The sequence below is a fragment of the Bradyrhizobium sp. BR 1433 genome (assembly GCF_051547665.1).
In the GTDB taxonomy this organism is placed as follows: Bacteria; Pseudomonadota; Alphaproteobacteria; order Rhizobiales; family Xanthobacteraceae; genus Bradyrhizobium; species Bradyrhizobium australafricanum.
Genome location: NZ_JBPUGG010000001.1, coordinates 7027021 through 7051629 on the forward strand (window position 1 = coordinate 7027021; position 24609 = coordinate 7051629).

Genomic DNA, 24609 nt, shown 5'->3' on the forward strand with positions numbered 1-24609 from the left:
TTTTCCCAAGGGATTTGCAGGGTTTTAAGGCGTCTGCATGTCCTCGACGATTCGCATCACGCGAATCAAGTTTTCAACAACCAAATGATGCGACGGCCGCGTGCCGTGATCGCAAATAATCCACAATTATCGTGCCTCAACTCGAAAGCGAGGCACAAAGGCATCAGGTTCGCGGGCTCCCGATCAGCTCTTCAGCAGCGGATCGATGTGCTTGCTGAATTCCTCGAACGAGGTCTCGCCCTTCAGCATCTCGCCGTTGACGAAGAAGGTCGGCGTCGAGTTCACCTTCAGCACCTCGTTGGCGTATTTCTGGTCGGCCGCGATCTTGTCGAGCAGCTTCTGATCCTTCAGGCAGTCCTCGACCTGCTGCTGGGTGAGGCCGGCCTGCTTGCCGATCCGGGTCAGTGTCTCGGTGGTGTTCTTCACCACCCAGTCGTTCTGCTGGCGGAACAACAGGTCGATCACGGCAAAATACTTCGGCGCGTCGTCCTTGGCGATACAGCGCGCCAGCATCGAGCCGGCGGCGGCCTTGATGTCGAGCGGGAATTCGCGGAACACGTAGCGGACCTTGCCGGGGTCGATGTAGGTCGACTTGATCTTCGGGAACACGGTCTCGTTGAAATTGGCGCAGTGCGGGCAGGTCATCGAGGCGTATTCGACGATCGTCACCTTGGCGTCCTGCGGGCCGAGCCCCATGTCCGGCAACGACTGTGGCTTGGCGACCTCGGCGGCGGTCTGCGCGAACGCGTCGGTGATCAGGCGCAGCGGCGACAGGCCGGCGAGGGCGGCAAGCCCGGTCAGCGAGAGAGCGGTGGTGAAGGCGCGGCGCGTGATGATCAAGGTCAGCTCCCGGATTGGCGCATTCACGCCACAATGAAGGGGTCCCGAAAAAGAAGCCTTCGCTAGCTTGAAACGGCCATTGTGGCAATGCCGCGGTCTTGCGGCGGGCCTGCCGAAAAGCGTCAATTTCGCTTGATCGAGGCACCCAAACGGGCCAGCGCCGCGCGCAGATCGTCGTCCTCGACGGCCGCAAGGTTGGCCGCCTCCCGGGCCACGGTTTTGGCGTCCGGCGGGCGCGGCCGTACCGGGCGGCTGCGGCGCGAGAGCGGCGCCTGTCGGATGGTCAGGCGGCCGACCGCATGCCAGCCGAAGAAGCGGTTCACCCGTTCCAGGATGACGTCGGAGGAGTGCTGGATCTCCAGCGCCATCGGCCCTTCGACCCGCAGCACCAGCGTCGCCGGCTCCTGCGGCTGTCCCTCCACCGGCCGCGGCCACTGCATCTTCAGCGGCTCGCAATAGGCGGCAATTCGCTCGCCCGCGATCTCGGTCCAGCGCGTCACCAATTCGCGCGCGGCAAAGCCCTGCTTGGCATAGGCGTCGGTGAAGACGTCGCTGAGCAGGATCGACAGGGGCTTGGCGCTGATCGGGCCGGGTCTGGACATGGGAGGGTTATAGCAGTGGTGGTGATGTGGCTGAAATCGTGTTCATCATTGTGGCGGCGTTTTCCGTGTCGGGCGAAGAAAGACGTGGATGCCCGGGTCAAGCCCGGGATGACATGGCGAGATGTGGCTTAAGATGCGTTCATGAGTTCTCGCGCTGCCGCCAAAATCAAATCGACCGATCAGCAGGCCGACCGCCCGGCGCGTCTGCTCGCCTGGTATGACCGGCATCGCCGGACGCTGCCGTGGCGCGCGGTGGCGGGGGAGCGGGCCGATCCGTATCGCGTCTGGCTGTCGGAGATCATGCTGCAGCAGACCACGGTACGGGCCGTCGGGCCCTATTTCGAGAAATTCGTGTCGCGCTGGCCCGACGTGACCGCGCTAGGGCGTGCCTCGCTCGACGACGTCCTGAGGATGTGGGCCGGGCTCGGCTATTATTCGCGGGCGCGCAATTTGCACGCCTGCGCGGTCGCGGTGATGGGCGACCACGGCGGGGTGTTTCCGGACACCGAGGAGGGCCTGCGCGCGCTGCCCGGCATCGGGCCGTACACCGCGGCCGCGATCGCCGCCATCGCCTTCGACCGCCGCACCATGCCGGTGGACGGCAACATCGAGCGCGTGGTCAGTCGGCTCTACGCCATCGAGGAGGCGCTGCCGCAGGCCAAGCCGCTGATCAAGGAGATGGCGGCGACATTGCTCGGCCCGTCCCGCGCCGGCGACAGTGCTCAGGCGCTGATGGATTTGGGCGCGACGATCTGCACGCCGAAGAAGCCGGCCTGCGCATTGTGTCCGCTGAATGACGACTGCGCGGCGCGCACGCGCGGCGATCAGGAAAGCTTCCCGCGCAAGGCACCGAAGAAGAGCGGCAACTTGCGCCGCGGCGCGGCCTTCGTGGTGACGCGGGGCGGCGAGCTTCTGGTGCGCTCGCGCCCGGAAAAAGGCCTGCTCGGCGGCATGACCGAGGTGCCGGGGTCGCAATGGCTGGCCGGGCAGGAGGACGCGGCGGCACTGGCGCAGGCGCCGGACCTGAAGGGCGTCACGCGCTGGCACCGCAAGGCGGGCGTCGTCAGCCACGTGTTCACGCACTTCCCGCTTGAGCTCGTCGTTTACACCGCCAGCGTTCCGTCGCGGAGCCGGGCGCCGGATGGCATGCGCTGGGTGCCGGTGGCGACGCTGGACGGCGAGGCGTTTCCGAACGTGATGCGCAAGGTCATCGCGCATGGGCTCGATCTCTGACGATGCGATGAATCACATCATCGGCTCATTTTTTTGAGCATGATTTTTTCGGAAAACCGGTTCCCACTTTTCCGGATCATGCTCTGACCTGCTGACACCATGCTGGCAGCAGGGCTTCGCTATCACCTCCGGAAACCGGAGGCCGCCATGATCGTAACCGCACTCGACCGCATTCCGATGCCGCCCGTCGCAAAGCTACTGGGGTGGCGCGTGGCTGACGCGCGTCCGCAGGAGGGCTGGATCAGGATCATGTTCGACGGCAGGCAGGATTTTTGCAATCCGGCCGGCTTCATCCAGGGCGGCATGCTCTCGGCGATGCTCGACGACACGATGGGGCCGGCGGTGTTCGTGATGACCGAGGGCCGGCTCTTCACCACGACCATCACGATGACCGTGAATTTCCTCGCGCCGGCAAAGCCCGGACCGATCACCGGCGAGGCGACGGTGACGCAACTCGGTAAGACCATCGCCTTCGTCGAGGGAAAGCTGAGCGCCGCCGACGGCACACTGCTCGCGACCGCGAGCAGCAGCATCCGCCTGGTGGAGGCGGCGCGCGCGCTGCGATGAAGCCGCGCCTGCATTGGTAAGTCCGTCATGCTGAGGTGCGAGCGGAGCGAGCCTCGAAGCATGCACGGCCACCGGCCGGGCCGTGCACCCTTCGAGACGCCGCTTCGCGGCTCCTCAGGGTGACGGTGATACATAGTGCGCCGCGCTACAACTCAGCCTGCCCGCTGCACGATCGGCGGCTTGGCGTTCAGTCCCTCGACCTGGAAACCGGCGACGCGCTTGTAGTTGGCGGCGATGTCTTCCAGCTCCTGCTGCGACAGCACGTCGGTGACGACCTTGAAGCCGTCAGGCGCGCGCTCCTCGACCAGCTGCATCACCTGCTCCGGGCCGTTGCGGCGATTCAGCATCACGAGGTCCGTGGTCGCAGGCCGCCGCTCGGCCTCATAGGCCGCGAGTGCCGCCTGCGTCGGGCCATGCGCCAAAATCTCGCGCGTCAGCACGCGCGCATCCAGGATCGCCTGCGAGGCGCCGTTGGAGCCGATCGGATACATCGGATGCGCGGCGTCGCCCATCAGCGTGACGCGGCCGAAGGTCCATTGCGGGATCGGATCGCGATCGACCAGTGGATATTCGTAGGCATGCGGGCAGTTCCGGATCAGGCCGGGGACATCGAGCCAGTCGAAATTCCAGCTCTCGAACCAAGGCAGGAACTCGTCGAGCTTGGCGGTCCGGTTGTAGTCCTCGCGGCGCCATTGATAGGTCGGCGGCATGTGTCGCTCGGCGACCCAGTTGATGTCGAACTTGCCGTCGGGGCCGGCCTCCTTCGAGATCGGGTAGCAGACGAATTTCAGGATCTCGTGGCCGGCCATGATCATGGTGCGGCCGGTCAGGAAGGCATCGCCGCGGGTGATGCCGCGCCACAGGATGCGGCCGTTCCAGATTGGCGGCCCCTCCTGCGGATAGAGCTTCTCGCGCACCGCCGAATGGATGCCGTCGGCGGCGATCAGCACCGCGCCGTCATAGCTGCCGGCGGGCTTGCCGGTCGCGCGGTCGATGAAATCGGCGTGGACGCCGTCGGCGGTCTCGGTCCAGCCGGTGAGGTGATGGCTGGTGAGGATGTTCGCAGCTCCCAGCCGTTCGGTCGCGGCATCGAGCAGCAGCTGTTGCAGCCGGCCGCGATGGATCGAGAATTGCGGCCATTTGTAGCCGGCCTCGAGCCCGCGCGGCTCGCTCCAGATCGGCTTGCCGTGCTTTGAGAAATAGGCGAGCTCGCGGGTGCGCACCGCAGAAGCGTCGAGCACATCGTGCAGGCCGAGCTCGATCAGTTCGCGCACCGCATGCGGCAGCACGTTGATGCCGACGCCGAGCGGCCGCAGCTCGGGCACGCTCTCGAAGACGCGGGCCGGCACGCCGATCTGGTGCAGGCTGAGCGCCAGCGTCAGCCCGCCAATTCCGCCACCTGCAATGAGCACAGTCATGAAAAATCCCCTCGATTGGCCATGGTCATCGCACGACGGCACCGCCGCGGGCAAGCTCTGCCGCAGTGCGCGGGGTGGACGGCAAAGGTGGCTGCCGCTAACCTTTGTCGCATCCCATAAAAAGCCAGGGCCGGGTTCAGAGCGAGCCGACAAGGCCCGGAGAGGACAACGACATGCTCAAGCTCTATTTTGCCCCGGCACCTGCGCGCTCGCGTCCCACATCGCGCTGGCCGAGGCCGGCGCGCCCTACACGACCGAGAAGATCGACTTCAAGACCAACCAGCAGAACAGCCCCGAATACCTGAAGATCAATCCGAAGGGCCGCGTGCCCACTTTGGTGACCGATCGCGGCGTGCTGACCGAAACGCCGGCGATGCTGGCCTACATCGCGCAGAGCTTTCCGCAGGCGAAGCTCGCGCCCGACGACGCCTTCGAATTCGCCAGGCTGCAGGCCTTCAACTCCTATCTGTGCTCGACGGTCCATATCTGCCACGCCCACAAGATGCGCGGTCCGCGCTGGGCGACACAGGAGACTTCGTTCGCCGACATGAAGGCGATGGTGCCGAAGACCATGGGCGCCTGCTTCAACCTGATCGAGCGCGACATGCTGAAGGGCCCGTGGGTGATGGGCGAGAATTACACCGTCGGCGACGCCTATCTGTACACGCTGACCCTCTGGCTCGACGGCGACGGCGTCGACATCGCAACGCTGCCCAAGGTGAAGGCGCATCGCGCGGCGATGGAGAGCCGCCCGGCGGTGCAGAAGGTGCTGGCGGAGCAGAGGGCGTAAGGCCCAAAAATTCGGTGTCGTCCCGGGCAAGCGCAGCGCGACCCGGGACCCATAACCACCAACGATCGTTGTTACGCGACGCCGGGGCCGCAGCTCACTCTCACAACGCAACCCTGTGGTTATGGGTCCCGGCCTTCGCCGGGACGACGTGTGGAGAGAGCTGGGCTACACCTTCCCCGTCTCCAGCTCGCGTCCGGTCTCCAGCATCAGCTTGCGCAGCCAGAGCGAGCCAGGGTCCATCTGCGCCCGTGTCGGATAGAACATGTGCTGCTCGTCGATCCCTGGATCGAGCGGCGGCGTCACCGTCATCAGCGACAATTGCTTCGACAGCGCCGAGATCAGCCGGCGCGGCACAACGGCGACGAGGTCGGTGCGCGCGGTGACGTGCAGCGCCTCGATATAACCCGGCACCACCAGCGCGATCCGCCGCTCGATGCCCTTGGCGCGCAGCCAGCTGTCGATCAGGTCCTCGTTCTGGCCGCGGATGACCACGGCGACATGGCGCGCTGCGAGGAACGCCTCGCGCTTCTTCAGCTTCGTGCCGACGCCGTGGCCGCGCCGCACCGCGAGTGCATCGCTGTCGGTGTAGAGCCGCTGGCGGTGAAAGCCCTTGAAGGAGTCGCCGATCGAGATCACGAGATCGATGGTGCGGGCAAATTCGGGCGTGAAGATCGCAGGTCCCCGCCACGGCACCACGTCGATGGTGACGTTCGGCGCGATCGGCGTCACCTTCTCCATCAGCAGCGGCATCAGGAGCTCGACCGCGAGGTCGGGCATCATCAGGCGAAAGTGCCGGTCGCTGCGGGCGGCGTCGAAATCGTCGGAGACGAACAGCGCACGCACCTGGTCGAGCGCATGGGCCAGCGGCGAGCGCAGCGCCTGCGCCCGCGGCGTCAGCTCCATCCGCGCGCCGTTGCGCACCAAAAGCGGATCGCCGATCAGGTCGCGCAGCCGCTGCAGCGCGTGGCTGGTCGCCGGCTGCGACAGATTGAGCCGCATCGCGGCGCGGCTGACATTGGCTTCGCGCAGCAGGGCGTTGAGCGCGACCAGCAGATTGAGGTCAAGCGAATTCAAATTCATCGGGTGAATATATATCATACTACCTATCGATTGGAAGAATGCGCGCAAGCGCCGCAGGATTGCGGGCAAGGCGTTTTCACGCGAGCCGAAGGCCGCATCGCGTGAGGAAACGCCTGAAATCAGGGTCTATCAATCGCAAGGAGACGCGCCATGAGCGCAGCCAACAAGAAACTGGTGCAGGAGATGTTCGCGATCGCAGGCAGTCCGGATCCCGCGGTGCGCGAGAACTCGCTGTTCATGGCAACGCTTGCCGACGACGCGATCTGGACCGTGACCGGGCAATATTCCTGGTCGCGTACCTTCACCGGCAAGCAATCGATCATCAACGATCTGCACGGCCATGTCCGCTCGAAGCTGGCCGAGCGCGGCCGCACCGTCGCCCATCGCATCATCGCCGACGGCGACATCGTCGTGATCGAGGCCAAGGGCGACAACCTCACCAAGCAAGGTCAGCGCTATGACAACGACTACTGCCTGGTGTTCCGCTTCGACGGCGGTCGGATCAAGGAGGTGCGGGAATATTGCGAACTCGGTCCTGACCGAGAAGGCGCTCGGCGCGTTTCCGGCGTAGCGGCGCGCCGCTAACGGGCGGCACAAACGAAGACGGCGCCCATCCGGGCGCCGTCGTCTTGCCGTTTTGTGGATTGGCTTACGCCACCTTGGACTTGAGGTGGCCGAACATGATGTCGCACGCCGCGTCGTCCATCTCGGCCTTGAAGGTGTGCTTGTCCTTCAGCGCGATCGCGCGCGCCGCGGCCGGCCGCGCCGAGATCTCGTCGACCAGCCGCTTGACGTTCGGATATTTGGCGTAGCCTTCCTCGCCGAGGATGAACGCCGCCATCCGCGCCCAGCCCCAGAACGCCATGTCGACGATCGTGTAGCTGTCGCCGACCATGTAGCGCTGTTTCGCCAGGTGATCGTCGAGGATGTTGTAATGGCGGTGCGCCTCGTACTGGTAGCGGTTGTTGGCGTAGTCGAGATCCTTCGGCGCGAAGTGCTTGAAGTGCACGGCCTGGCCGGAATAGGGGCCGAGGCCGGTCGCGATGAACATCAGCCAGGACAGCGTCGCGGCGCGGTTGGCCGGCGTATTGGCGGGCAGGAACTTGCCGTGCTCCTCGGCGAGGTAGAGCAGGATCGCGTTCGAGTTCGAACACCAGCACGCCGTCATCCTCGATCGCCGGCACCTTGCCGTTCGGGTTGACCTTGAGGAATTCCGGCGCGAACTGCTCGCCCTTGCGGGTGTCGACCGGGATCGCCTCGAACGGCAGGCCGGACTCTTCCAGGAACAGCGCGACCTTGTTCGGGTTCGGCGCACCATTGAAATAGAATTTGATCATGAAGGGACTCCCTTGGTTCTTGTAGCTGGCGAGATCGCGACGCGGCGGGGAAGGCCGCAGACGATCCCTCATGCGCAAATTTCGCTGCGCTGCGCAAGCGACGAGTTTGTGAATCAGGGTCGCGTGGCGCGCTGGTCAGCCGGCCCAGAAGAAGCCCAGGATACCCGCGACGACCAGCGCGATGCCCGCGACGTTCAGCACGGCGGCGGAGCGGGTCGCAGCACGCAAATGGGAGACCTGCGCCGCGCGTTCTGATTCCCGCGCGTAGCCGTGGACGATGATCTCTTCATTGAACTCGCCATGCGCCTCGAGGGCGAGCGTCAGCCCGACGCAGACGAGCAGGATGCCGAAGATGATCAGGCCGAAGAATTCCAGGAGGCCGATCAGCAGCATCGGAAACATGCCGAGCAGGAAGACCGGCAGCAGCGGCACCAGCAGCAATGTCTCGGATTGTCTGCGCATCGGCGACCAATCGAAACGGGCAAGTGATGAGGCCGAATCTAGTCCCGCCGTCGCGGCGCAACAAGGCGGCCCGCGTTCAAGACGGCGTCATCTTTCCCAACGTGGCATTCCCCGCTGCGCAATTGCGCATCTGAGGGCGCCGCGAAGCGGCGAGCCCGGAATGACGAGGAAGATTAGTCGGCTTGCCTCAGCCCGCCGCCATCTCGGAGCGGATCTCGGCGCGCAGTTCGTCGATCAGCCGCAGGCCGCTCTTGGTCTCGACGTGCCAGAAGGTCCAGCCGTTGCAGGCGCCGGAGCCCTGCGCGACCGCGCCGATGCGGTGGATCGAGCCGACCTTGTCGCCGAGCATGATGGCGCCGTCGGCGCGCACCAGGGCGCCGTGGCGCTTCTTGGCGTCGACCAGCCTGGCGCCCGGCACGATCATGCCGCGCTCGATCAATTCGGAGAACGCCACCCGCGGCGCCTCGCGCGCGGTCATGAACGGCGCCAGCGTTGCTTCTGGCAGCGGCTCGATCGCGGCGATGCGCGCCTCGGCGGCGGCGGCATAGGCCTTGTCGCGCTCGAAGCCGATATAGCTGCGGCCGAGGCGCTTGGCGACGGCGCCGGTGGTGCCGGTGCCGTTGAACGGATCGATCACGAGATCGCCGGGCTTCGAGGACGACAGCAACACGCGGGCGAGCAGCTGCTCGGGCTTCTGCGTCGGATGCACCTTCTTGCCGTCGCCGTCCTTGAGGCGCTCTTCGCCGGTGCACAGCGGGATCAGCCAGTCGGAGCGTGCCTGCACGTCCTCATTGGACGCCTTCAGCGCTTCGTAATTGAAGGTGTAGCCCTTGGCCTTCTCGTCGCGCGCGGCCCAGATCATGGTCTCGTGCGCATTGGTGAAGCGACGGCCGCGGAAGTTCGGCATCGGATTGGACTTGCGCCACACGATGTCGTTCAGGAGCCAGAAGCCGAGGTCCTGCATGATCGCGCCGACGCGGAAGATGTTGTGATAGGAGCCGATCACCCACAGCGTTGCCGACGGCTTCATCACGCGGCGGCAGGCCAGCAGCCAGGCGCGGGTGAAATCGTCATAGGCAGCGAACGACGAGAACTTGTCCCAGTCGTCGTTGACGGCATCGACATGCGACTCATCGGGGCGCTTGAGGTCGCCCTTGAGCTGCAGATTGTAGGGAGGATCCGCGAAGACCAGGTCGACCGAGCCGGCCTGAAGCTTCGACAATTCGGCCACGCAATCGCCAATGACGATGTGGCTCGATGGGGCACTCTCAAATTTAGTGCGGGGCGCCCTTGCAGACGCCCCGCGACGCGACACTACCATGACTCAAGAACTCTGACTCAGGCGACGCTGTCGGCGACGCGGGACTAAACAACCGACTGGCGTCACATTGACCCGGCAAAGTAAAAATCGACTTAATTGGAAATCTTCATGCGAAAGATTGCAGCATCTTTTGCGCGGCATGGCGCAGTGCCGTCGGCGTTGTGCTGCAACATCAGCGCGTTCGGCGAAAAAATTTGCGGATCATCAAACCGGCACGATTCGCGCGGTAAATTCGCCCTCATTCGCAGCCGTTTGCACCGCAAGGGATGCGCCTCTTCCGGACTAGGCAATTATTGCCGGGCAGGATATTGATTAACAGAATGGAAATTTTAAGTTGGAGTGTCCCGCGTTGGGTCGCCGACTGGAATGAAGGGAAACCACCATGCGCTATGATGATTTCCGCCGCAGCGACGACATCGAAGACCGTCGCGATGAAGGCGGGATGGGCGGAGGGGGGGGTGGCGGCTTCGGCATTCCGATGGGTGGTGGCGGCCTCGGCATCGGCACCATCATCGTCCTCGGCCTGCTCGGCTACGCCTTCGGCATCGACCCGCGCATCCTGATCGGCGGCGCCGAGATTCTCACCGGCGGCGGCCAGGCGCCGACCTACCAGACCGACCGGCAGTCGTCGGGCGGGCAGGCCAAGCGCGGCGCGCCGACCGACGAGATGGGCAGCATGATCGCCGGCATCCTCGGCGAGATCGACGATCGCTGGAGCGATATCTTCAAGGCCAGCGGGCAGACCTACACCGGTCCGAAGATCGTGCTGTTCCGCAATGCCACCAATGGCGGCCGCTGCGGCATGGCGCAGTCGGCGATGGGACCGTTCTACTGCCCGCCGGACAAGACCATCTTCCTCGACACCGGCTTCTTCCGCGAGGTCGAGACGCGCTTCCGCGGCTGCTCGGGCAACGCATGCAAGTTCACCGCGGCCTATATCATCGCGCATGAGGCCGGCCATCACATCCAGAACCTGCTCGGCATCATTCCGCGCGTGAACCGGCTGCAGCAGCAGGCCGGCAGCAAGGCCGAGGCCAACGCGCTGCAGGTCAAGGTCGAGTTGCAGGCCGATTGCCTTTCCGGCGTCTGGGTCAACCGCGAGGAGAAGAAGCGGCCGGGCTTCCTCGAGGCCGGCGACATCGACGCCGCGCTGACCACGGCGAACGCGATCGGCGACGACACGCTGCAGCGGCAGGCGACGGGCAGGGTAGTGCCTGATTCCTTCACGCACGGCTCCGCGGCGCAGCGCAAGGAGTGGTTCATGAGGGGCTACCAGCAGGGCACCGTGCAGGCCTGCAACACGTTCGGCGGTAGCTTGTAGCCGTGTGCCGGTAGCGTCATCCCCGGATGAGCGCATTCGCGCTCACTCGGGAGGTGCTCGCCTCTTCGGCGAGCCTCGAAGGATGAAGCGCCCGTGGCCCATCCTTCGAGGCTCGCCCAGCGGTGCGAGTGCACCGCAAGGCGAGCACCTCAGGATGACGTCAGCGGGATGGGAAAGAGGTGTAAATGTCCTCACTCGACGAATCCAAATCATTCATCCCGCTCAACATCGCGGTGCTGACGATTTCCGACACCCGCTCGCTGGCGGATGACAAGTCGGGCACCACGCTAGCCGATCGTCTCACCGCGGCCGGCCACAAGCTTGCGGCGCGCGAGATCGTCACCGACGATGTCGAGGCGATCAGAGCCGTGATCCGGCGCTGGATCGCCGATCCTGCCGTCGATGCCGTCATCACAACCGGCGGCACCGGCTTTACCGGTCGCGACGTGACGCCGGAGGCGGTCGAGCCGCTGTTCGAGAAGCGGATGGACGGCTTTTCGATCGCCTTCCACATGCTGAGCCACGCCAAGATCGGGGCGTCGACGATCCAGAGCCGCGCCACCGCCGGCGTTGCGGGCGCGACCTTCATTTTCTGCCTGCCCGGCTCGCCCGGCGCCTGCCGCGACGGCTGGGACGGCATTTTGGCCGCGCAGCTCGACTACCGCACGCGCCCCTGCAATTTCGTCGAGATCACGCCGCGGCTGGATGAACATCTGCGCCGCCCGAAGGCGAAAGGCGCGAGTGCGTAGCCTCCTCCGTCATTCCGGGCGTGCGAAGCACGAACCCGGAATCCAGAGGTTGTGGCGCGAGATTCCGGGTTCGATGCTGCGCATCGCCCCAGAATGACGCCGGTGGTAAAGAGCCCTACAACTCCAGCTCCCAGGTCTCGCCAACCAGATCGACGCCGAAGCTGTGGTGCTTTTCTTCCTTGACCCGCTGGAAGCCGGCGCGGGCGTAGATGCCGCGCGCGGCGACCAGGATGCTCTGGGTCCACAGCGTCATCTTCTTGTAGCCCTTCTCGCGCGCGGCGCGGATGCATTGCTCCACCAGTGCGCGGCCGACGCCGAGCCCGCGCGCCTTCTCCTCCACCAGCAGCAGGCGCAGCTTGGCGAGCCCGTCGCCGCCGTCGACCAGGAAGACCGAGCCGACCGGCTCGCCGTCGACCTCCGCGATCCAGCAATGCTCGCGGGCCGGATCGAACGATCGCAGAAACTGCGCGCAGATCTCGGCCACCAACGCCTCGTAGCTGATGTCCCAGCCATACTCCTCCGCGTAGGCTTGTCCCTGCCGCGAGACGACCCAGCCCATGTCGCCGACGCGATGGCTGCGCAGCAGGAAGCCGACCGGCTTCTCGGCCGGCGGCTCCAGCGATTGCTCGATCGTGCTCATGGCGTGCACCACCGCGGCGCGACGGTCGCCGTCCATCTGCTTCAATAGCGCCCCGACCTCGCTGCGCGAGCGGCGGTCGAGATCGGCGGCTGCGGTACGGCCCTTGGCGGTGAGGGCGACCTCGTTGACGCGTTTGTCGGCCTTCGATGGCTTCCGCGTCACGATCTGGCGCCTTTGCAGCGCCCCCAGCGTGCGGCTGACGAAGCCGGCATCGAGGTCGAGATCGCGCACCAGATCGGTTGCGGTGCAATTTTCGCGGTGCGCGAGCTCGTAGATGATCCGCGCTTCCTGCAGCGTGAATGTCGAGTGCAACAGCTTCGGCTCGATGATGCCGAGCTTGCGGGTATAGAACCGGCTGAAGCCGCGGACCGCGGCGACCTGGCTCTCGAGGGCGGTGTCATGGGAGATTGATTTCATCAAACATATTATTTGACGGAATCAAATAATCCGCAAGTTAGTTCAAGCCACCATGATCCGGCTGCGCAGCATGGTGCGGGAGGAGCGGCCGAGCCGGCGCAGCAGGCGCGCCTCGGAGCGTCGGGCGTCGGGGCGATAGCCGCCGATCCGCTCGTAATGCTCGCGGGCGATCAGGAGCCCTTGTTCAGCCGAGGGCCCGGTGATCATCCGGGCGACGAATTTGAGGCCGTCGCGCAGGCCGGGATCGGTGTAGGGCGCGCGGGCGTAGCGGAAGATGCCGGCGCGGTCCTTGCCGCTGGCCGCCACCATCTGGATGAACTGGGTGGTTTCCTCGATCCAGCCGGCATCGAGCACGGCGCCCGGATGCAGGAACATCAGCCAGGGCGACCGCGCCTGCCGCGCGCCTGCCGCAAGCGCGGCGGCGCGCGTGCCCTCGAAGCGCAGGAAGCGGCAGCCGGCGACGTCGGCGACGCGCTCCATCACATCGCTGTGGCTGCGGTCGACCAGCAGCACTTCGCGGATGACGCCCGCGGCCGCGCCCGGCACCAGCGCCGCCAAGGTTGCGACCGCGGTGCGCTCGACGCCGTCGGTTGGAATGATCACGCTCAGCATGATTTTGAGGCTTCGATGGCTCAAACGGTGGAGAAACTCCGGCCGTGTTATCACCTTGTCATATTCAAAGCAGCCTGTTCGCCTGCAGAATTTTGTAGCAAGGTTCTGTGGAATTTCTCCGTTCATGTTCTTGATTTGTTCTCGTGCTGTGTTAGCTTCAAAGCATGAGCCGAGCATCCTCTCATGCCCTCAAGCACCCGCCGGTAACGGCGCCCTCCGATAACCCGGCGGGTGCACCTTCCCCTTTCCCGAGCTTGCGGTCGCGATCGAGCGCGAGCGGCGGCGCGGCCGCGGCGCGCAGTCCAACGCCAGCGGCCGCTACGAGGCAGAGGCGCGCGTTGCCTTCGACGACGGCTGGCAGAGCCTCGAGGACCTGCCGCCATTTGCGACCAGCGTGGCGCTCGACACCTCGCGCAAGGTGATCACCCGCAACGACTCGCCCGACATCGGCTTCGACCGTTCGATCAATCCCTATCGTGGCTGTGAGCATGGCTGCGTCTATTGCTTCGCGCGGCCGACCCACGCCTATCTCGGCCTGTCGCCGGGGCTGGACTTCGAATCGAAGCTGTTCGCCAAGCCGGACGCACCCGCGCTGCTCGAGAAGGAGCTGGCGGCACCGGACTACGAGGCGCGGATGATCGCGATCGGCACCAACACCGATCCCTATCAGCCGATCGAGCGCGACCGGAAGATCATGCGCGGCATCCTCGAGGTGCTGGAGCGCGGCGGCCATCCGGTCGGCATCGTCACCAAGTCGGCGCTGGTCACCCGCGACATCGACATCCTGGCACGTATGGCCAAGCGCAATCTCGCCAAGGTCGCGCTCTCGGTGACGACGCTCGACCCGAAACTCGCCCGCACCATGGAGCCGCGCGCCTCGACCCCGCCGAAGCGGCTCGAGGCGATCAAGCGGCTCACGGATGCCGGCATCCCGACCACGGTGATGGTCGCACCCGTGATCCCGGCGCTGAACGACTCCGAGATCGAGCGCATCCTCGACGCCGCCGCGCATGCCGGCGCCAGGGAGGCGAGCTACGTGCTGCTGCGGCTGCCGCTCGAAGTGCGCGATCTGTTCCGCGAATGGTTGATGGCGAACTATCCCGACCGCTACCGTCACGTCTTCACGCTGATCCGCGACATGCGCGGCGGCCGCGACTACGACTCGCAATGGGGCACCAGGATGAAGGGCACCGGCCCGATGGCCTGGATGATCGGCCGCCGCTTCGAGATCGCGTGCGAGAAACTCGGCCTCAACAAGCGGCGCGCCAAGCTGACCACCGATCACTTCGCCAAGCCGAAGCGTAACGGGCAGCAACTCAGTCTATTCTAGGCGAGGGCGTAGCCCGGATGGAGCGCAGCGAAATCCGGGGTCCCGTGTTAGTGGCTGAAGCTTTCCCGGATTGCGCTTCGCTCCATCCGAGCTACGAAGACGTCAAACAGTGAGTGCAAACATGAGTAACACCCCGACCGCACGCTTCACCGTCCTCACGCTGGGCGTCAGCGACATGCGCGCCAGCATCGGCTTTTATGAATCGCTCGGCTTCTCCAGGAAGATGCGCGCGACCGGCGAGGAGGTCGCCTTCTTCGAGACCGGCGGCACCGTGCTCGGCCTGTTCCCGTGGCATCTGCTCGCTGCCGATGCCGGGCTGCCGGATCAGCCACGGCCTTCAGCGTTCCGCGGCGTCGCGATCGCTTGGAACTGCAACGACGACGCCGAGGTCGATCGTGTGATGGCGTTCGCGCTGTCGAAAGGCGCCAGGCTGCTGAAACCCGCGCAGCCGACCAGCTATGGCGGCTATTGCGGTTATTTCGGCGATCCCGACGGCCACGCCTGGGAAGTGGTGCGCGCGCCGGGCTTTGAGGTTCGCGACGACCGCCGGGTGTCAATCCCCGATTAGAGCGCCGATCCCGATTAGGGTGGCGGATTGAATAACGGGGAAGGGCGCCAGGTTCCCGGTTGCGCCGCGGGCCGGGCTTGATCACGATCCCCGCATGATTCGGGACAAGTCCAATCGCACGTCAAAGACCGCGTCGAAGAAGAAGCCGGCCGAGCCGGCCAAGCCGGACAAGCGCGTCATCGTGGTGACGCGGCCGAGCTTTCGGCGCGAGCGCGCGCTGATCAAGCGAGGCGTCTGGCCGGTCGCCGGCTGCGACGAGGCCGGGCGCGGGCCGCTGGCGGGTCCGGTGGTCGCCGCCGCCGTGGTGCTGGACCCAAATCGGATACCCAAGGGCCTCGATGATTCGAAGCGGCTGACCGTCGAGCGCCGCGAGGAACTGTTCGAGGAAATCTGCGCGACAGCAGCGTTCTCGGTCGCGGTGGCGTCACGGTCGCGGATCGACCGCGACAACATCCTGCGCGCCTCGCTGTGGGCGCTGGCGCGCGCGGTGCATGCGCTGCCGGAAATGCCGAAGCATGTCTTCGTCGACGGCCGCGACAAGCTCGCCACGCCCTGCGACTGCGACGCCGTGATCGGCGGCGACGGCATCGTGGCTTCGATCGCGGCGGCCTCGATCATCGCCAAGGTGACGCGCGACCGCCTGATGTGCGCGCTGGCGCTGGATTGCCCCGGCTACGGCTTCGAGCAGCACAAGGGCTATGCCGTCCCCGAGCACCTCGAGGCGCTCGACCGGCTCGGCCCCAGCAGCCATCACCGTAGCTTCTTCGCTCCCGTCGTCGCGGCGCGGCTGAAGCATTTCCCGGTCCCGGCGGAGCCCGACCTGTTCACGGTGGACGCCGAAAGCGAAGCCGCGGCATCCGAAGCGGCGTAAAGCGCGGCGGCGCCGCACTCTCGGTGTCATCGCCCGGCTCGCCGCCTCCGCTAAAGCTTCGGCGCGCCAGGGGCCCTGGCCTCGTCGAAGCCTTGGCGAAGACGGGACCGGGCGATCCCGTATTCCAGAGACCGTTGTGCTCAAGCCTGGCCGCCGCGGCGTACTGGATGCCCGCCTTCGCGGGGCATGACAGCGATGTTTGACTTTGCACCGTGGACACATCCAGCCCGGTTGCCTCCATCGCCGCCGCCGTTTATCAAAAAACCTCGGGATCAGATGGCGCCGCTTGATACGGGTGGCTGGGGCATTTCAGGCGTTTCATGCGGTTTACCTCCCTGGTTGTCGAACTGATCCGCGCCCGGCCGCGCCTCGTGGTCTGGATCGTGGTGCTGGCGCAGGCCGCGATCTGGCTGTTCCTGCCGGCCATCTTCTACGGCAGTCCGCCCGGCAACCTCGCCACCATCCTCGCCTTCGGCCGCGAATATCAGGTCGGCACCGACATGGGGCCGCCGCTCGCGTTCTGGCTCGCCGACATCGCCTTCCGCGCCGTCGGGAATCACGTGTTGGGCGTCTATCTCCTGGCGCAGGTCTGCGAGATCGTCACCTTCATCGCCTTCTACGCCTTGGCGCGCTCCATCGTCGGCGGCCCGCAGGGCGTGCTGGCAGTGCTGCTGTCGATGACGGTCGTGGTGTTCTCCTCGCCAAGCGTCGAGTTCGGTCCGCTGATCCTGGCGCGCCCGCTCTGGGCGCTGCTGTTGCTGCATTCCTGGCAACTGATCGGGCAGAACCGGCGCAGCGCCTGGTTCGCCTGGTCGATCGATTGCGGCCTCCTGCTGCTGACGACGCCGGCGGCGATCGGCATGATCCTGCTCGTGACCGGCTTTGCGCTCGCAACCGAGCGCGGGCGGCGCATGCTCAAATCGGTCGATCCGATCTACGCGCTGCTCGTCATCATCGTGCTGGCGCTGCCCTACCTGATCTGGATGCTCCGCGCCGACGTCCTGGCGCTGCCGGCCTTGCCGGCACTCGCCGATCTCAAGGCGCGCGCGCTGCGCTGGGGCGTGGTGCTCGGCGGGCTGATCGTGGCGACCGCCGCGATCGCGCTGCTGGCGATCCTCAATTCGCGCTGGTTCGCCGGCAAGACCGAGGATGCCCCGATCATCAACCGCCCGCCGGTCAGTCCGCTGGCGCGGCAATTCGTGTATTTCTTCGCGTTCGCGCCGGCGATCGCGAGCAGCTTCGTCTCCGCGCTGTTCAATCTCGATCGCGCCTTCGGCGGCGCTGGCGTGGCGCTGCTGATGTCCGGGCTTGCCGTTGTGGTCGCGACCGGCGAACTGATCCCGCTCAGGCGGCAGCGGCTGCTGCGTTCGGTCTGGGCCGTGGCGGTCGCGGCGCCTGCAGCGCTCGCGCTGGCGGCGGCGCTGTTCCTGCCCTGGACCAGCACCACGGAGGCGTCCACCTCGCTGCCGGCAGCCGCGATGGGCCGCTTCTTCGATGACAGCTATGAGCGCCGCACCAACCAGCGCCTGCGCGCGGTGGCCGGCGATCCCGAACTTGCCAGCCTGATCGCGATGAACCGCCGCCGCCCGCATCTTTTGCTCGACGCCACGCCGCAGCGGACGCCGTGGCTGTCGGTCGCAAAATTCAACGAAACCGGCGGCGTCGTGGTGTGGCGCGCACAGGACACCGCCGGCACGCCGCCGCCCGACATCGCGCAGCGCTTCCCCGGCCTCGTGCCGGAAGTGCCGCGTTCGTTCGACCGGCTGGTCAACGGACGGCAGCCGGTGCTGCGGATCGGCTGGGCGATCGTACGGCCGAAGGGGACGTGATTTGACGTGGAGCCGTAGCCCGGATGGAGCGGAGCGAAATCCGGGGCCGCTCTTTCACTCGACTTGATCCACCCGGATTGCGCTTCGCTCCATCCGGGCTACGAAGCTACGCGCTCGCCACCTGCAGCACCTTCGCGATCGCGCGCAGATCCTGCCACGACAGCCGCTTGTACGACGGCGAGCGCAGCAGATAGGCCGGATGGAAGGTAGCGACGGCGCGGATCGTGCGGGTGCCGGTGTCGTAGTCGATCCATTTGCCGCGCGTGCGCATGATGCCCTCGCGCGTGCCGAGCAGCGCCTGCGTCGAGGGATTGCCGAGCGTCACCAGCACGTCGGGATTCACGAGTTCGATATGGCGCTGGATGAAGGGCAGGCATACCTGCGTCTCCTGCGGCGTCGGTGTGCGGTTGCCGGGCGGCCGCCACGGGATCACGTTGGCGATATACGCTTTGCTGCGGTCGAGCCCGATCGCCGCGATCATGCGGTCGAGCAGCTTGCCGGAGCGGCCGACGAACGGCAGGCCCTCGATGTCCTCGTCGCGGCCCGGTGCCTCGCCGACGAACATCACGCGCGCCTGCGGGTTGCCGTCGGCGAACACCAGCCTGGTTGCGGTGTGCTTGAGCGCGCAGCCGTCGAAATTCTCCATCAGCGTGCGCAGGGCTTCAAGCGTCGGCGCAGTCCGCGCAGCCTCGCGCGCGGAAGCGATCGCGGCATCCGGCGCCACGGTGATTTCGCTGCGCGGAACTGACGGCATCGGCGGCGGACGCAGCGGATTGAGTGCAACTGATTGGCGCGGTGCGGCTGGGGCGGGAACTGGCTCCGGCTCCTCGAGCCGGTTGATCGGCGCATCGCCGAGCGCGCAATCGACCCCGGCCTCGAGGTAAAAGGCCAGCAATTGCTGCAGTGTAGGGGTGGGCTCGGGCGGCAGGGCCATCATGGGCGCAATCTAGAGCATCGACCAGAAAAGTGGAGGGCGGTTTTCGGAAAAGATTATTCTCTTGCGGTACCCGGGCCGTGCAAACCCATGGAAGCGCAATTCCATGGTTGTCCTTCCGCCAAAAATCGGAAACAACGACCCCTGAAAAGCTTAGAAGCGTTCTCAATGGGCTGAGATCAAAGATCATGAGTGCTGAAGACCTTCCTCCGCGCGAGTCTATGGAATTCGACGTCGTCATCGTCGGCGCCGGCCCGTCGGGCCTGTCGGCCGCGATCCGGCTGAAGCAGCTCAATCCGGAGCTCTCGATCGTCGTGGTGGAGAAGGGCTCCGAGGTCGGCGCGCACATCCTCTCGGGTGCGGTGATCGATCCGGCCGGGCTCGACAAGCTCGTGCCCGACTGGCGCGACGACGCCGATTGTCCGCTGAAGACGCAGGTCAAGGACGACCGCTTCTACTGGACGACGTCGCAAGGCTGGTTCCGCCTGCCGAACTTCATCATGCCGCCGCTGATGTACAACCATCACTGCTACATCGGCTCGCTCGGCAATGTCTGCCGCTGGCTGGCGCCGAAGGCGGAAGCGCTCGGCGTCGAGATCTATCCGGGCTTTGCCGCGGCCGAAGTGCTTTATGACGACAACGGCGCGGTGCGCGGCATCGCCACCGGCGACATGGGCATCGCCAGGGACGGCAGCCACAAGGATTCCTACACCCGGGGCATGGAGCTGCTCGGCAAATACACGCTGTTCGCCGAAGGCGCACGCGGCTCGCTGTCCAAGCAGCTGATCGCGAAGTTCAATCTCGATGCCAACTCCGAGCCGCCGAAGTTCGGCATCGGCCTCAAGGAGGTCTGGCAGATCGACCCGGCGAAGCACAAGAAGGGTCGGGTGCAGCATACGCTGGGATGGCCGCTGAACGACAGGACCGGCGGCGGCTCGTTCCTCTATCACTACGACGACAACCGCGTCGCGGTCGGCTTCGTGGTGCATCTGAACTACAACGATCCGTATTTGTCGCCGTTCGACGAATTCCAGCGCTTCAAGACCCATCCCGATGTCCGCGAGCTGTTCGAGGGCGGCAAGCGGCTCGCCTATGGCGCGCGCGCCATCACCGAGGGCGGCTACCAGTCGGTGCCGCGGCTCTCGTTCCCGGGCGGCGCGCTGATCGGCTGCGCGGCGGGCTTCGTCAACGTGCCGCGCATCAAGGGCGTCCACAACGCGATGGGCTCCGGCATGCTCGCCGCCGAGCATGTCGCGGCCGCGCTCGGCGCCGGCCGCGCCAATGACGAGCTCGTCGAGTACGAGAACGCCTGGCGCTCGTCGGCGATCGGCAAGGACCTGTTCAAGGTCCGCAATGCCAAGCCGTTGCTGTCGAAGTTCGGCAACCTGCTCGGAACGGCGCTCTCCGGCTTCGACATGTGGTGCAACACGCTCGGCTTCTCGCTGTTCGGCACCCAGTCGCACGCCAAGCCGGACCGCAAGACGCTCGATCCCTCCAAGCAGCACCAGCCGATCGCCTATCCGAAGCCGGACGGCAAGATCTCGTTCGACAAGCTGTCGTCGGTGTTCCTGTCCAACACCAACCATGAGGAGGACCAGCCGGTCCATCTCAAGGTCGCCGATCTCAATCTGCAGAAGACCTCGGAACACGACGTGTTCGCCGGTCCTTCCAACCGCTATTGCCCGGCCGGCGTTTATGAATGGGTCGAGGAATCGACGGGTCCGCGCTTCCAGATCAACGCCCAGAACTGCGTCCATTGCAAAACCTGCGACGTGAAGGACCCCAACGGCAACATCACCTGGGTTCCGCCGGAAGGCGGCGGCGGTCCGAACTACGAGGCAATGTGAGGCCAGGGTGAGCTCGAGGCGGCCGACCACATTTGCGTGAGGCGGCCGCGCGAGTTGCCGCAACCTCCGCTTGGCCTCTCCGCGCGTGGAGCGGCCGGATTGCACTTCAGGTTACAACGGAAGACGCGAAAAGGGGTGCCGTGGCACCTTATCTCGCGCCTTTTTGCGTCCGCGCGCGAATATGCCCGGCCCGGTCACGATACCGCCATAGTGGAAGCGTCTTGCGGAGGCTGGCTGGATCGGCGGGCCTAAAGGCCTAATCTGCCAATTGATTCGTCATGGGTTGCCTTTGGGCGATCCTTGCGGATAAGCGCCAAAAGCGGCATTGTCCCCCGCCGTGATGCCGCCGCTTGGGTTCGCATTTTGAGACTGATCGCAAGATCTTGGCCATAAAATCCATCTTGGCGTAAATCCCTGGAGCAAGGCGACCGTGATGCTGTCCACCCGATTCCACCGCCTGACCATTGCCGTTCTCGCTGCCGCGGCGCTTGCCGTGCCTGCGCAGCTTGCAGCGCAAACGCCGGACCATCCGACCGACAATACCGCGCAATTCCCGTCCAAGAACGACCTGAAGTCGCTGACCACCGCCGGCAGCTATCTCGCCGCCCGCCACGCCAGCGTCGAGCGCGATGCGACCTCGGCCGCGACGTTCTACCGCTCGGCGCTGCGCACCGACCCGAAGAATTCCGAGCTGCTCGACCGCGCCTTCATCTCCTCGCTCGCCGACGGCGACATCGAGGAGGCGGTCAAGCTTGCCGACCGCATCCTGACCCAGGACAAGGCCAACCGCGTCGCGCGCCTCGTCGTCGGCGTGCGCGATCTCAAGCTGAAGAAATATGCCGCCGCGCAGTCCAACATCAACCAGTCGGTGCGCGGCCCGATCACCGATCTCGTCGCGACGCTGCTGTCGGCCTGGGCCGCCTATGGCGCCGGCGACAGCAAGGCCGCGGTCGCCTCGATCGACAAGCTGACCGGCCCTGAGTGGTACCCGATCTTCAAGGACCTCCATGCCGGCATGATCTACGAGCTGTCCGGCAAGGAGAAGGATGCCGGCGCCCGCTTCGAGCGCGTCTACAAGCTCGACGATTCGATGCTGCGCACGGTCGACGAATATGCGCGCTGGACCTCGCGCAACAAGGACGCGGCCGCCGCGACCGCGATGTACGAAGCCTTCGACAAGAAGCTGCCGCGTCACCCGCTGGTGCTGGAAGGCATCAAGGAGACCAAGGCCGGCAAGAAGCTGCCGCCGCTGGTCGAGTCACCGCAGGCCGGCGCGGCCGAGGCGCTGTACGGCATCGGCGCGACGCTGACCCGCCGCGGCGGCGAGGACCTCGCGCTGGTCTATCTGCAACTCGCGCTCTATCTGCAGCCCAACCATCCGCTGGCGCTGCTGTCGCTCGCCGATCTCTATGAATTGGTGAAGAAGCCGCAGATGGCGATCAAGGTCTATGAGCGGATGCCGGCGTCCTCGCCGCTGAAGCGCAACGCGCAGATCCAGCTCGCGACCAATCTCGACGCCGCCGACCGCAGCGACGAGGCGATCAAGATCCTCAAGGAAGTCACATCGGATCAGCCGAAGGACATCGAGGCGATCCTGGCGCTCGGCAATATCGAGCGCGGCCGCAAGAAGTTCGCCGACTGCGCCACCACCTATTCGCAGGCGATCGACGCACTGCCGGCCGGCGGCGACAAGAACGCCTGGGTCACCTATTACTATCGCGGCATCTGCGAGGAGCGCTCCAAGCAGTGGAACAAGGCCGAGGCCGACATGCGCAAGGCGCTCGAGCTGCAGCCCGAGCAGCCGCATGTGCTGAACTATCTCGGTTATTCCTGGATCGACCAGGGCATCAACCTCGACGAAGGCATGAAGATGATCAAGCGTGCCGTCGATCAGCGCCCCGACGACGGCTACATCGTGGATTCGCTCGGCTGGGCCTATTACCGGATCGGCAACTACGAGGAGGCGGTCAAGAACCTCGAGCGCGCGATCGATCTGAAGCCGGAAGATCCGACCATCAACGACCATCTCGGCGACGCCTACTGGCGCGTCGGCCGCACCCTGGAAGCCAAGTTCCAGTGGGCGCACGCCCGCGACCTCAAGCCCGAGCCGGAAGAGCTGCCGAAGATCCAGGCCAAGATCGACAACGGCCTGCCGGACGACACCTCCAACGCCGCCGCCGCCGAGAAGAAGAAGGACGACGACGGCAAGGGCGGCTGAGCGGCGGTCGTCGCGCTGCATCTTCATAAAATACCGTGATGCCCGGGCAAAAGCGCGAAGCGCGTCTTCGCGCAAGATGTCCCCGGGCATTGACGTTTGCCCGTCATGGCCGGGCTTGACCCGGCCATCCATCCCTTCGAGAAATTCGTTCTTGGTTGATAGATGCCCGGGTCATAGGCGAGCGGAAGCGACGCCGTCCTTCAGACGGCTATGCCCGGGCATGACGAGTTATGGCGGAATTTCCATCCAAACAAAGAGATAGGATCGTGCGGCGATTTACGCTAATCGCATCACGATGTGTGTTTTTTAGGGGTTTATCGCCGTGCCGGCGCTGATTGAAGAAGGGCGTGCCAAGGTCAACCTGACGCTGAAGGTTGTCGGGCGGCGCGTCGACGGGTTTCACGACTTGGAGAGCGTCGTCGCGTTTGCCGATTGTGCCGATCGCCTCACGCTCGAGCCGGGACCGGGGCTGTCGCTTTCGATGGCAGGGCCGCTGGCCGATGCCTGCGGCGACACCTCTGACAATCTGGTGCTGAAGGCCGCGCGGCTGCTCGGCGAGCGCGTCGCGGACCTCGAGGTCGGCCACTTCACGCTGGAGAAGGTGCTGCCCGTTGCGGCCGGCATCGGCGGCGGCTCGGCGGATGCCGCGGCGGCGCTGCGGCTGTTGGCGCGGCTCAACGAGCTCTCGCTCGACGATAGCAGGATCATGGAGGTCGCGCTGCAGACCGGTGCCGACGTGCCGGTGTGCGTCGCCTCGCGCGCCTGCGACATGACCGGCGTCGGCGAAGGCCTGCTGCCGCTCGACCTGCCGAAAATACCGTGCGTGCTGGTCAATCCGCGCGTGCCGGTTGCGACCAGGGACGTCTTCAATGCGCTCGGTCTGCGCAACGGCGAGCTCCTGATCGGCGCCACCGACGTCGTGATGCAGGCGCCGTCATGGCCGGAAGCCGGCCGCGCGATCGACGATTGGATCGCGGCGCTGGAGCGCGGCACCAACGATCTCGAAGCCCCCGCGGCGCGTATTGAGCCCGTCATCAGCGACGTGCTGTCCGCGCTGCGTGAGACCCGGGACGTTCGTCTGGTGCGCATGTCGGGCTCGGGCGCGACCTGCTTTGCCGTGTTCGGAACCGACGCCGATGCCGATGCCGCCGGCGAACGGCTCCGCGCCAGGCATCCCGGCTGGTGGGTGCATGCGGGCACGCTGAGCTAGCGCGCGCCCATTCTCCGTGATTCCGAGGCTCGCGCCGAGAGGCGCGCCCTCAGGTGCGCAATTGCGCACCGGGGAATGACGACGGAGAGGGGTGCGACAAAACAACCCGACGGGCAACTCAGCAAAACCTGTCAATCCTCGTGCGCGAAATAATTCGCTTTATCCGAAGCGCGAAGCTCGGACAGTGTAGCGAGAACGCGGAAGTTTGACTCACTGACCGTGCCACCTACTCGGTGTCGTCCCTGCCTAGTGCGCAATTGCGCACTAGGCAGGGACGACAGGGGCATTCGCGGCGCGCCCATCCCACCCCAACGCCGGGCAGCCTTGCGGGGCCATTGCTTGGCAAGCCAAACCCCGTTTGCCATAACAGGATGAAACAACAACGTTGCGCGTGCGGGGCCGTTCGGAATCCG

At 65.6% G+C, this 24609-nt stretch carries 20 protein-coding genes and 4 pseudogenes; 14 read left to right on the forward strand and 10 right to left on the reverse strand.

Annotated features, from left to right (window positions below; translation table 11 throughout):
* Window positions 1-183: 183 nt before the first annotated feature.
* Window positions 184-840 carry a DsbA family protein gene (locus tag ACSKB9_RS33735; protein ID WP_028338651.1) on the reverse strand — a complete coding sequence of 219 codons (657 nt, stop codon included), beginning with the start codon at window positions 838-840 and terminating at the stop codon, window positions 184-186.
* 122 nt (window positions 841-962) lie between these two features.
* Window positions 963-1442, reverse strand: coding sequence for a DUF721 domain-containing protein (locus ACSKB9_RS33740; RefSeq protein WP_028334785.1), 480 nt, complete (start codon window positions 1440-1442; stop codon window positions 963-965).
* A gap of 141 nt (window positions 1443-1583) precedes the next feature.
* Between ACSKB9_RS33740 and mutY the strand changes: the two genes are divergently transcribed.
* On the forward strand, window positions 1584-2675 hold the full coding sequence (mutY, locus tag ACSKB9_RS33745; protein WP_438078582.1) for an A/G-specific adenine glycosylase: 1092 nt from the start codon (window positions 1584-1586) through the stop codon (window positions 2673-2675).
* 147 nt (window positions 2676-2822) lie between these two features.
* Window positions 2823-3242: a PaaI family thioesterase gene (locus tag ACSKB9_RS33750; RefSeq protein WP_438078584.1), complete on the forward strand. Its 420-nt coding sequence runs from the start codon at window positions 2823-2825 to the stop codon at window positions 3240-3242.
* Window positions 3243-3394: 152 nt separating this feature from the next.
* On the opposite strand, the gene ACSKB9_RS33755 is transcribed toward ACSKB9_RS33750, so the two are convergent.
* Window positions 3395-4660, reverse strand: a complete 1266-nt coding sequence (locus ACSKB9_RS33755; protein ID WP_438078586.1) for a flavin-dependent oxidoreductase — start codon at window positions 4658-4660, stop codon at window positions 3395-3397.
* Window positions 4661-4833: 173 nt separating this feature from the next.
* On the opposite strand from ACSKB9_RS33755, the pseudogene ACSKB9_RS33760 reads away from it, so the two are divergent.
* Window positions 4834-5450, forward strand: a pseudogene (locus ACSKB9_RS33760) (glutathione S-transferase family protein).
* Between the two features lie 165 nt (window positions 5451-5615).
* Here ACSKB9_RS33760 and ACSKB9_RS33765 read toward each other — a convergent pair.
* Entirely contained in the window at window positions 5616-6530 is a 915-nt protein-coding gene (locus ACSKB9_RS33765; protein ID WP_438078588.1) for a LysR family transcriptional regulator, read from the reverse strand.
* Window positions 6531-6680: 150 nt separating this feature from the next.
* Here ACSKB9_RS33765 and ACSKB9_RS33770 point away from each other — a divergent pair.
* Window positions 6681-7101, forward strand: a pseudogene (locus tag ACSKB9_RS33770) (nuclear transport factor 2 family protein).
* 78 nt (window positions 7102-7179) lie between these two features.
* On the opposite strand, the pseudogene ACSKB9_RS33775 reads toward ACSKB9_RS33770, so the two are convergent.
* The 3 genes and pseudogenes from ACSKB9_RS33775 to ACSKB9_RS33785 all read right to left on the reverse strand — a co-directional run bounded on the left by ACSKB9_RS33775 (window position 7180) and on the right by ACSKB9_RS33785 (window position 9650).
* Window positions 7180-7867: pseudogene (locus ACSKB9_RS33775) on the reverse strand (glutathione S-transferase family protein).
* 135 nt (window positions 7868-8002) lie between these two features.
* A complete protein-coding gene (locus ACSKB9_RS33780; RefSeq protein WP_438078590.1) occupies window positions 8003-8329 on the reverse strand; it encodes a hypothetical protein in 327 nt (108 codons plus the stop codon).
* 187 nt (window positions 8330-8516) lie between these two features.
* A complete protein-coding gene (locus ACSKB9_RS33785) occupies window positions 8517-9650 on the reverse strand; it encodes a site-specific DNA-methyltransferase (protein WP_057016998.1) in 1134 nt (377 codons plus the stop codon).
* A 108-nt stretch (window positions 9651-9758) separates the two neighbouring features.
* Between ACSKB9_RS33785 and ACSKB9_RS33790 the strand changes: the two genes are divergently transcribed.
* The 3 genes from ACSKB9_RS33790 (at window position 9759) to moaB (ending at window position 11720) form a co-directional block, all read left to right on the forward strand.
* Window positions 9759-9962, forward strand: coding sequence for a hypothetical protein (locus tag ACSKB9_RS33790; RefSeq protein WP_438078592.1), 204 nt, complete (start codon window positions 9759-9761; stop codon window positions 9960-9962).
* 70 nt (window positions 9963-10032) lie between these two features.
* The gene (gene ypfJ / locus ACSKB9_RS33795; protein WP_225647770.1) at window positions 10033-10971 is read left to right on the forward strand and encodes a KPN_02809 family neutral zinc metallopeptidase; all 939 of its coding nucleotides are present in this window, start codon (window positions 10033-10035) and stop codon (window positions 10969-10971) included.
* Window positions 10972-11156: 185 nt separating this feature from the next.
* Entirely contained in the window at window positions 11157-11720 is a 564-nt protein-coding gene (gene moaB / locus ACSKB9_RS33800) for a molybdenum cofactor biosynthesis protein B (RefSeq protein ID WP_438078594.1), read from the forward strand.
* A gap of 115 nt (window positions 11721-11835) precedes the next feature.
* Here moaB and ACSKB9_RS33805 read toward each other — a convergent pair whose 3' ends face one another.
* Both ACSKB9_RS33805 and ACSKB9_RS33810 read right to left on the reverse strand, forming a co-directional pair.
* On the reverse strand, window positions 11836-12777 hold the full coding sequence (locus tag ACSKB9_RS33805) for a bifunctional helix-turn-helix transcriptional regulator/GNAT family N-acetyltransferase (protein WP_438078596.1): 942 nt from the start codon (window positions 12775-12777) through the stop codon (window positions 11836-11838).
* A gap of 42 nt (window positions 12778-12819) precedes the next feature.
* Complete coding sequence (locus tag ACSKB9_RS33810) at window positions 12820-13389, reverse strand: glycosyl transferase (protein ID WP_168855837.1); 570 nt, start codon at window positions 13387-13389, stop codon at window positions 12820-12822.
* Between the two features lie 164 nt (window positions 13390-13553).
* Between ACSKB9_RS33810 and ACSKB9_RS33815 the strand changes: the two are divergent.
* The 4 genes and pseudogenes from ACSKB9_RS33815 (at window position 13554) to ACSKB9_RS33830 (ending at window position 17987) form a co-directional block, all read left to right on the forward strand.
* Window positions 13554-14719 (forward strand): annotated as a pseudogene (locus ACSKB9_RS33815) (PA0069 family radical SAM protein).
* A gap of 121 nt (window positions 14720-14840) precedes the next feature.
* Window positions 14841-15287, forward strand: a complete 447-nt coding sequence (locus tag ACSKB9_RS33820) for a VOC family protein (protein ID WP_438078598.1) — start codon at window positions 14841-14843, stop codon at window positions 15285-15287.
* A gap of 94 nt (window positions 15288-15381) precedes the next feature.
* Window positions 15382-16158 carry a ribonuclease HII gene (locus ACSKB9_RS33825; RefSeq protein ID WP_438078600.1) on the forward strand — a complete coding sequence of 259 codons (777 nt, stop codon included), beginning with the start codon at window positions 15382-15384 and terminating at the stop codon, window positions 16156-16158.
* Between the two features lie 320 nt (window positions 16159-16478).
* Window positions 16479-17987 carry a glycosyltransferase family 39 protein gene (locus ACSKB9_RS33830; RefSeq protein WP_438078602.1) on the forward strand — a complete coding sequence of 503 codons (1509 nt, stop codon included), beginning with the start codon at window positions 16479-16481 and terminating at the stop codon, window positions 17985-17987.
* 106 nt (window positions 17988-18093) lie between these two features.
* Here the strand turns inward: ACSKB9_RS33830 and ACSKB9_RS33835 are convergent, their stop codons facing one another.
* On the reverse strand, window positions 18094-18924 hold the full coding sequence (locus ACSKB9_RS33835; RefSeq protein ID WP_438078604.1) for a uracil-DNA glycosylase: 831 nt from the start codon (window positions 18922-18924) through the stop codon (window positions 18094-18096).
* 185 nt (window positions 18925-19109) lie between these two features.
* Here ACSKB9_RS33835 and ACSKB9_RS33840 point away from each other — a divergent pair, with 185 nt between their 5' ends.
* The 3 genes from ACSKB9_RS33840 to ACSKB9_RS33850 all read left to right on the forward strand — a co-directional run bounded on the left by ACSKB9_RS33840 (window position 19110) and on the right by ACSKB9_RS33850 (window position 24196).
* On the forward strand, window positions 19110-20768 hold the full coding sequence (locus ACSKB9_RS33840) for an electron transfer flavoprotein-ubiquinone oxidoreductase (protein WP_438078606.1): 1659 nt from the start codon (window positions 19110-19112) through the stop codon (window positions 20766-20768).
* A gap of 433 nt (window positions 20769-21201) precedes the next feature.
* Window positions 21202-22986, forward strand: a complete 1785-nt coding sequence (locus tag ACSKB9_RS33845) for a tetratricopeptide repeat protein (RefSeq protein ID WP_438078608.1) — start codon at window positions 21202-21204, stop codon at window positions 22984-22986.
* A gap of 322 nt (window positions 22987-23308) precedes the next feature.
* Window positions 23309-24196, forward strand: a complete 888-nt coding sequence (locus tag ACSKB9_RS33850) for a 4-(cytidine 5'-diphospho)-2-C-methyl-D-erythritol kinase (RefSeq protein WP_438078610.1) — start codon at window positions 23309-23311, stop codon at window positions 24194-24196.
* Window positions 24197-24609: the final 413 nt, after the last annotated feature.

Excerpts from the sequence above, each read along its gene's own strand:
- ACSKB9_RS33740 (WP_028334785.1), bottom strand. The coding sequence starts at position 1,442 with ATGTCCAGACCCGGCCCGATCAGCGCCAAGCCCCTGTCGATCCTGCTC.
- mutY (WP_438078582.1), top strand. The coding sequence starts at position 1,584 with ATGAGTTCTCGCGCTGCCGCCAAAATCAAATCGACCGATCAGCAGGCC.
- ACSKB9_RS33750 (WP_438078584.1), top strand. The coding sequence starts at position 2,823 with ATGATCGTAACCGCACTCGACCGCATTCCGATGCCGCCCGTCGCAAAG.
- ACSKB9_RS33755 (WP_438078586.1), bottom strand. The coding sequence starts at position 4,660 with ATGACTGTGCTCATTGCAGGTGGCGGAATTGGCGGGCTGACGCTGGCG.
- ACSKB9_RS33765 (WP_438078588.1), bottom strand. The coding sequence starts at position 6,530 with ATGAATTTGAATTCGCTTGACCTCAATCTGCTGGTCGCGCTCAACGCC.
- ACSKB9_RS33780 (WP_438078590.1), bottom strand. The coding sequence starts at position 8,329 with ATGCGCAGACAATCCGAGACATTGCTGCTGGTGCCGCTGCTGCCGGTC.
- ACSKB9_RS33785 (WP_057016998.1), bottom strand. The coding sequence starts at position 9,650 with ATGGTAGTGTCGCGTCGCGGGGCGTCTGCAAGGGCGCCCCGCACTAAA.
- ACSKB9_RS33790 (WP_438078592.1), top strand. The coding sequence starts at position 9,759 with ATGCGAAAGATTGCAGCATCTTTTGCGCGGCATGGCGCAGTGCCGTCG.
- ypfJ (WP_225647770.1), top strand. The coding sequence starts at position 10,033 with ATGCGCTATGATGATTTCCGCCGCAGCGACGACATCGAAGACCGTCGC.
- moaB (WP_438078594.1), top strand. The coding sequence starts at position 11,157 with ATGTCCTCACTCGACGAATCCAAATCATTCATCCCGCTCAACATCGCG.
- ACSKB9_RS33805 (WP_438078596.1), bottom strand. The coding sequence starts at position 12,777 with ATGAAATCAATCTCCCATGACACCGCCCTCGAGAGCCAGGTCGCCGCG.
- ACSKB9_RS33810 (WP_168855837.1), bottom strand. The coding sequence starts at position 13,389 with ATGCTGAGCGTGATCATTCCAACCGACGGCGTCGAGCGCACCGCGGTC.
- ACSKB9_RS33820 (WP_438078598.1), top strand. The coding sequence starts at position 14,841 with ATGAGTAACACCCCGACCGCACGCTTCACCGTCCTCACGCTGGGCGTC.
- ACSKB9_RS33825 (WP_438078600.1), top strand. The coding sequence starts at position 15,382 with ATGATTCGGGACAAGTCCAATCGCACGTCAAAGACCGCGTCGAAGAAG.
- ACSKB9_RS33830 (WP_438078602.1), top strand. The coding sequence starts at position 16,479 with ATGCGGTTTACCTCCCTGGTTGTCGAACTGATCCGCGCCCGGCCGCGC.
- ACSKB9_RS33835 (WP_438078604.1), bottom strand. The coding sequence starts at position 18,924 with ATGATGGCCCTGCCGCCCGAGCCCACCCCTACACTGCAGCAATTGCTG.
- ACSKB9_RS33840 (WP_438078606.1), top strand. The coding sequence starts at position 19,110 with ATGAGTGCTGAAGACCTTCCTCCGCGCGAGTCTATGGAATTCGACGTC.
- ACSKB9_RS33845 (WP_438078608.1), top strand. The coding sequence starts at position 21,202 with ATGCTGTCCACCCGATTCCACCGCCTGACCATTGCCGTTCTCGCTGCC.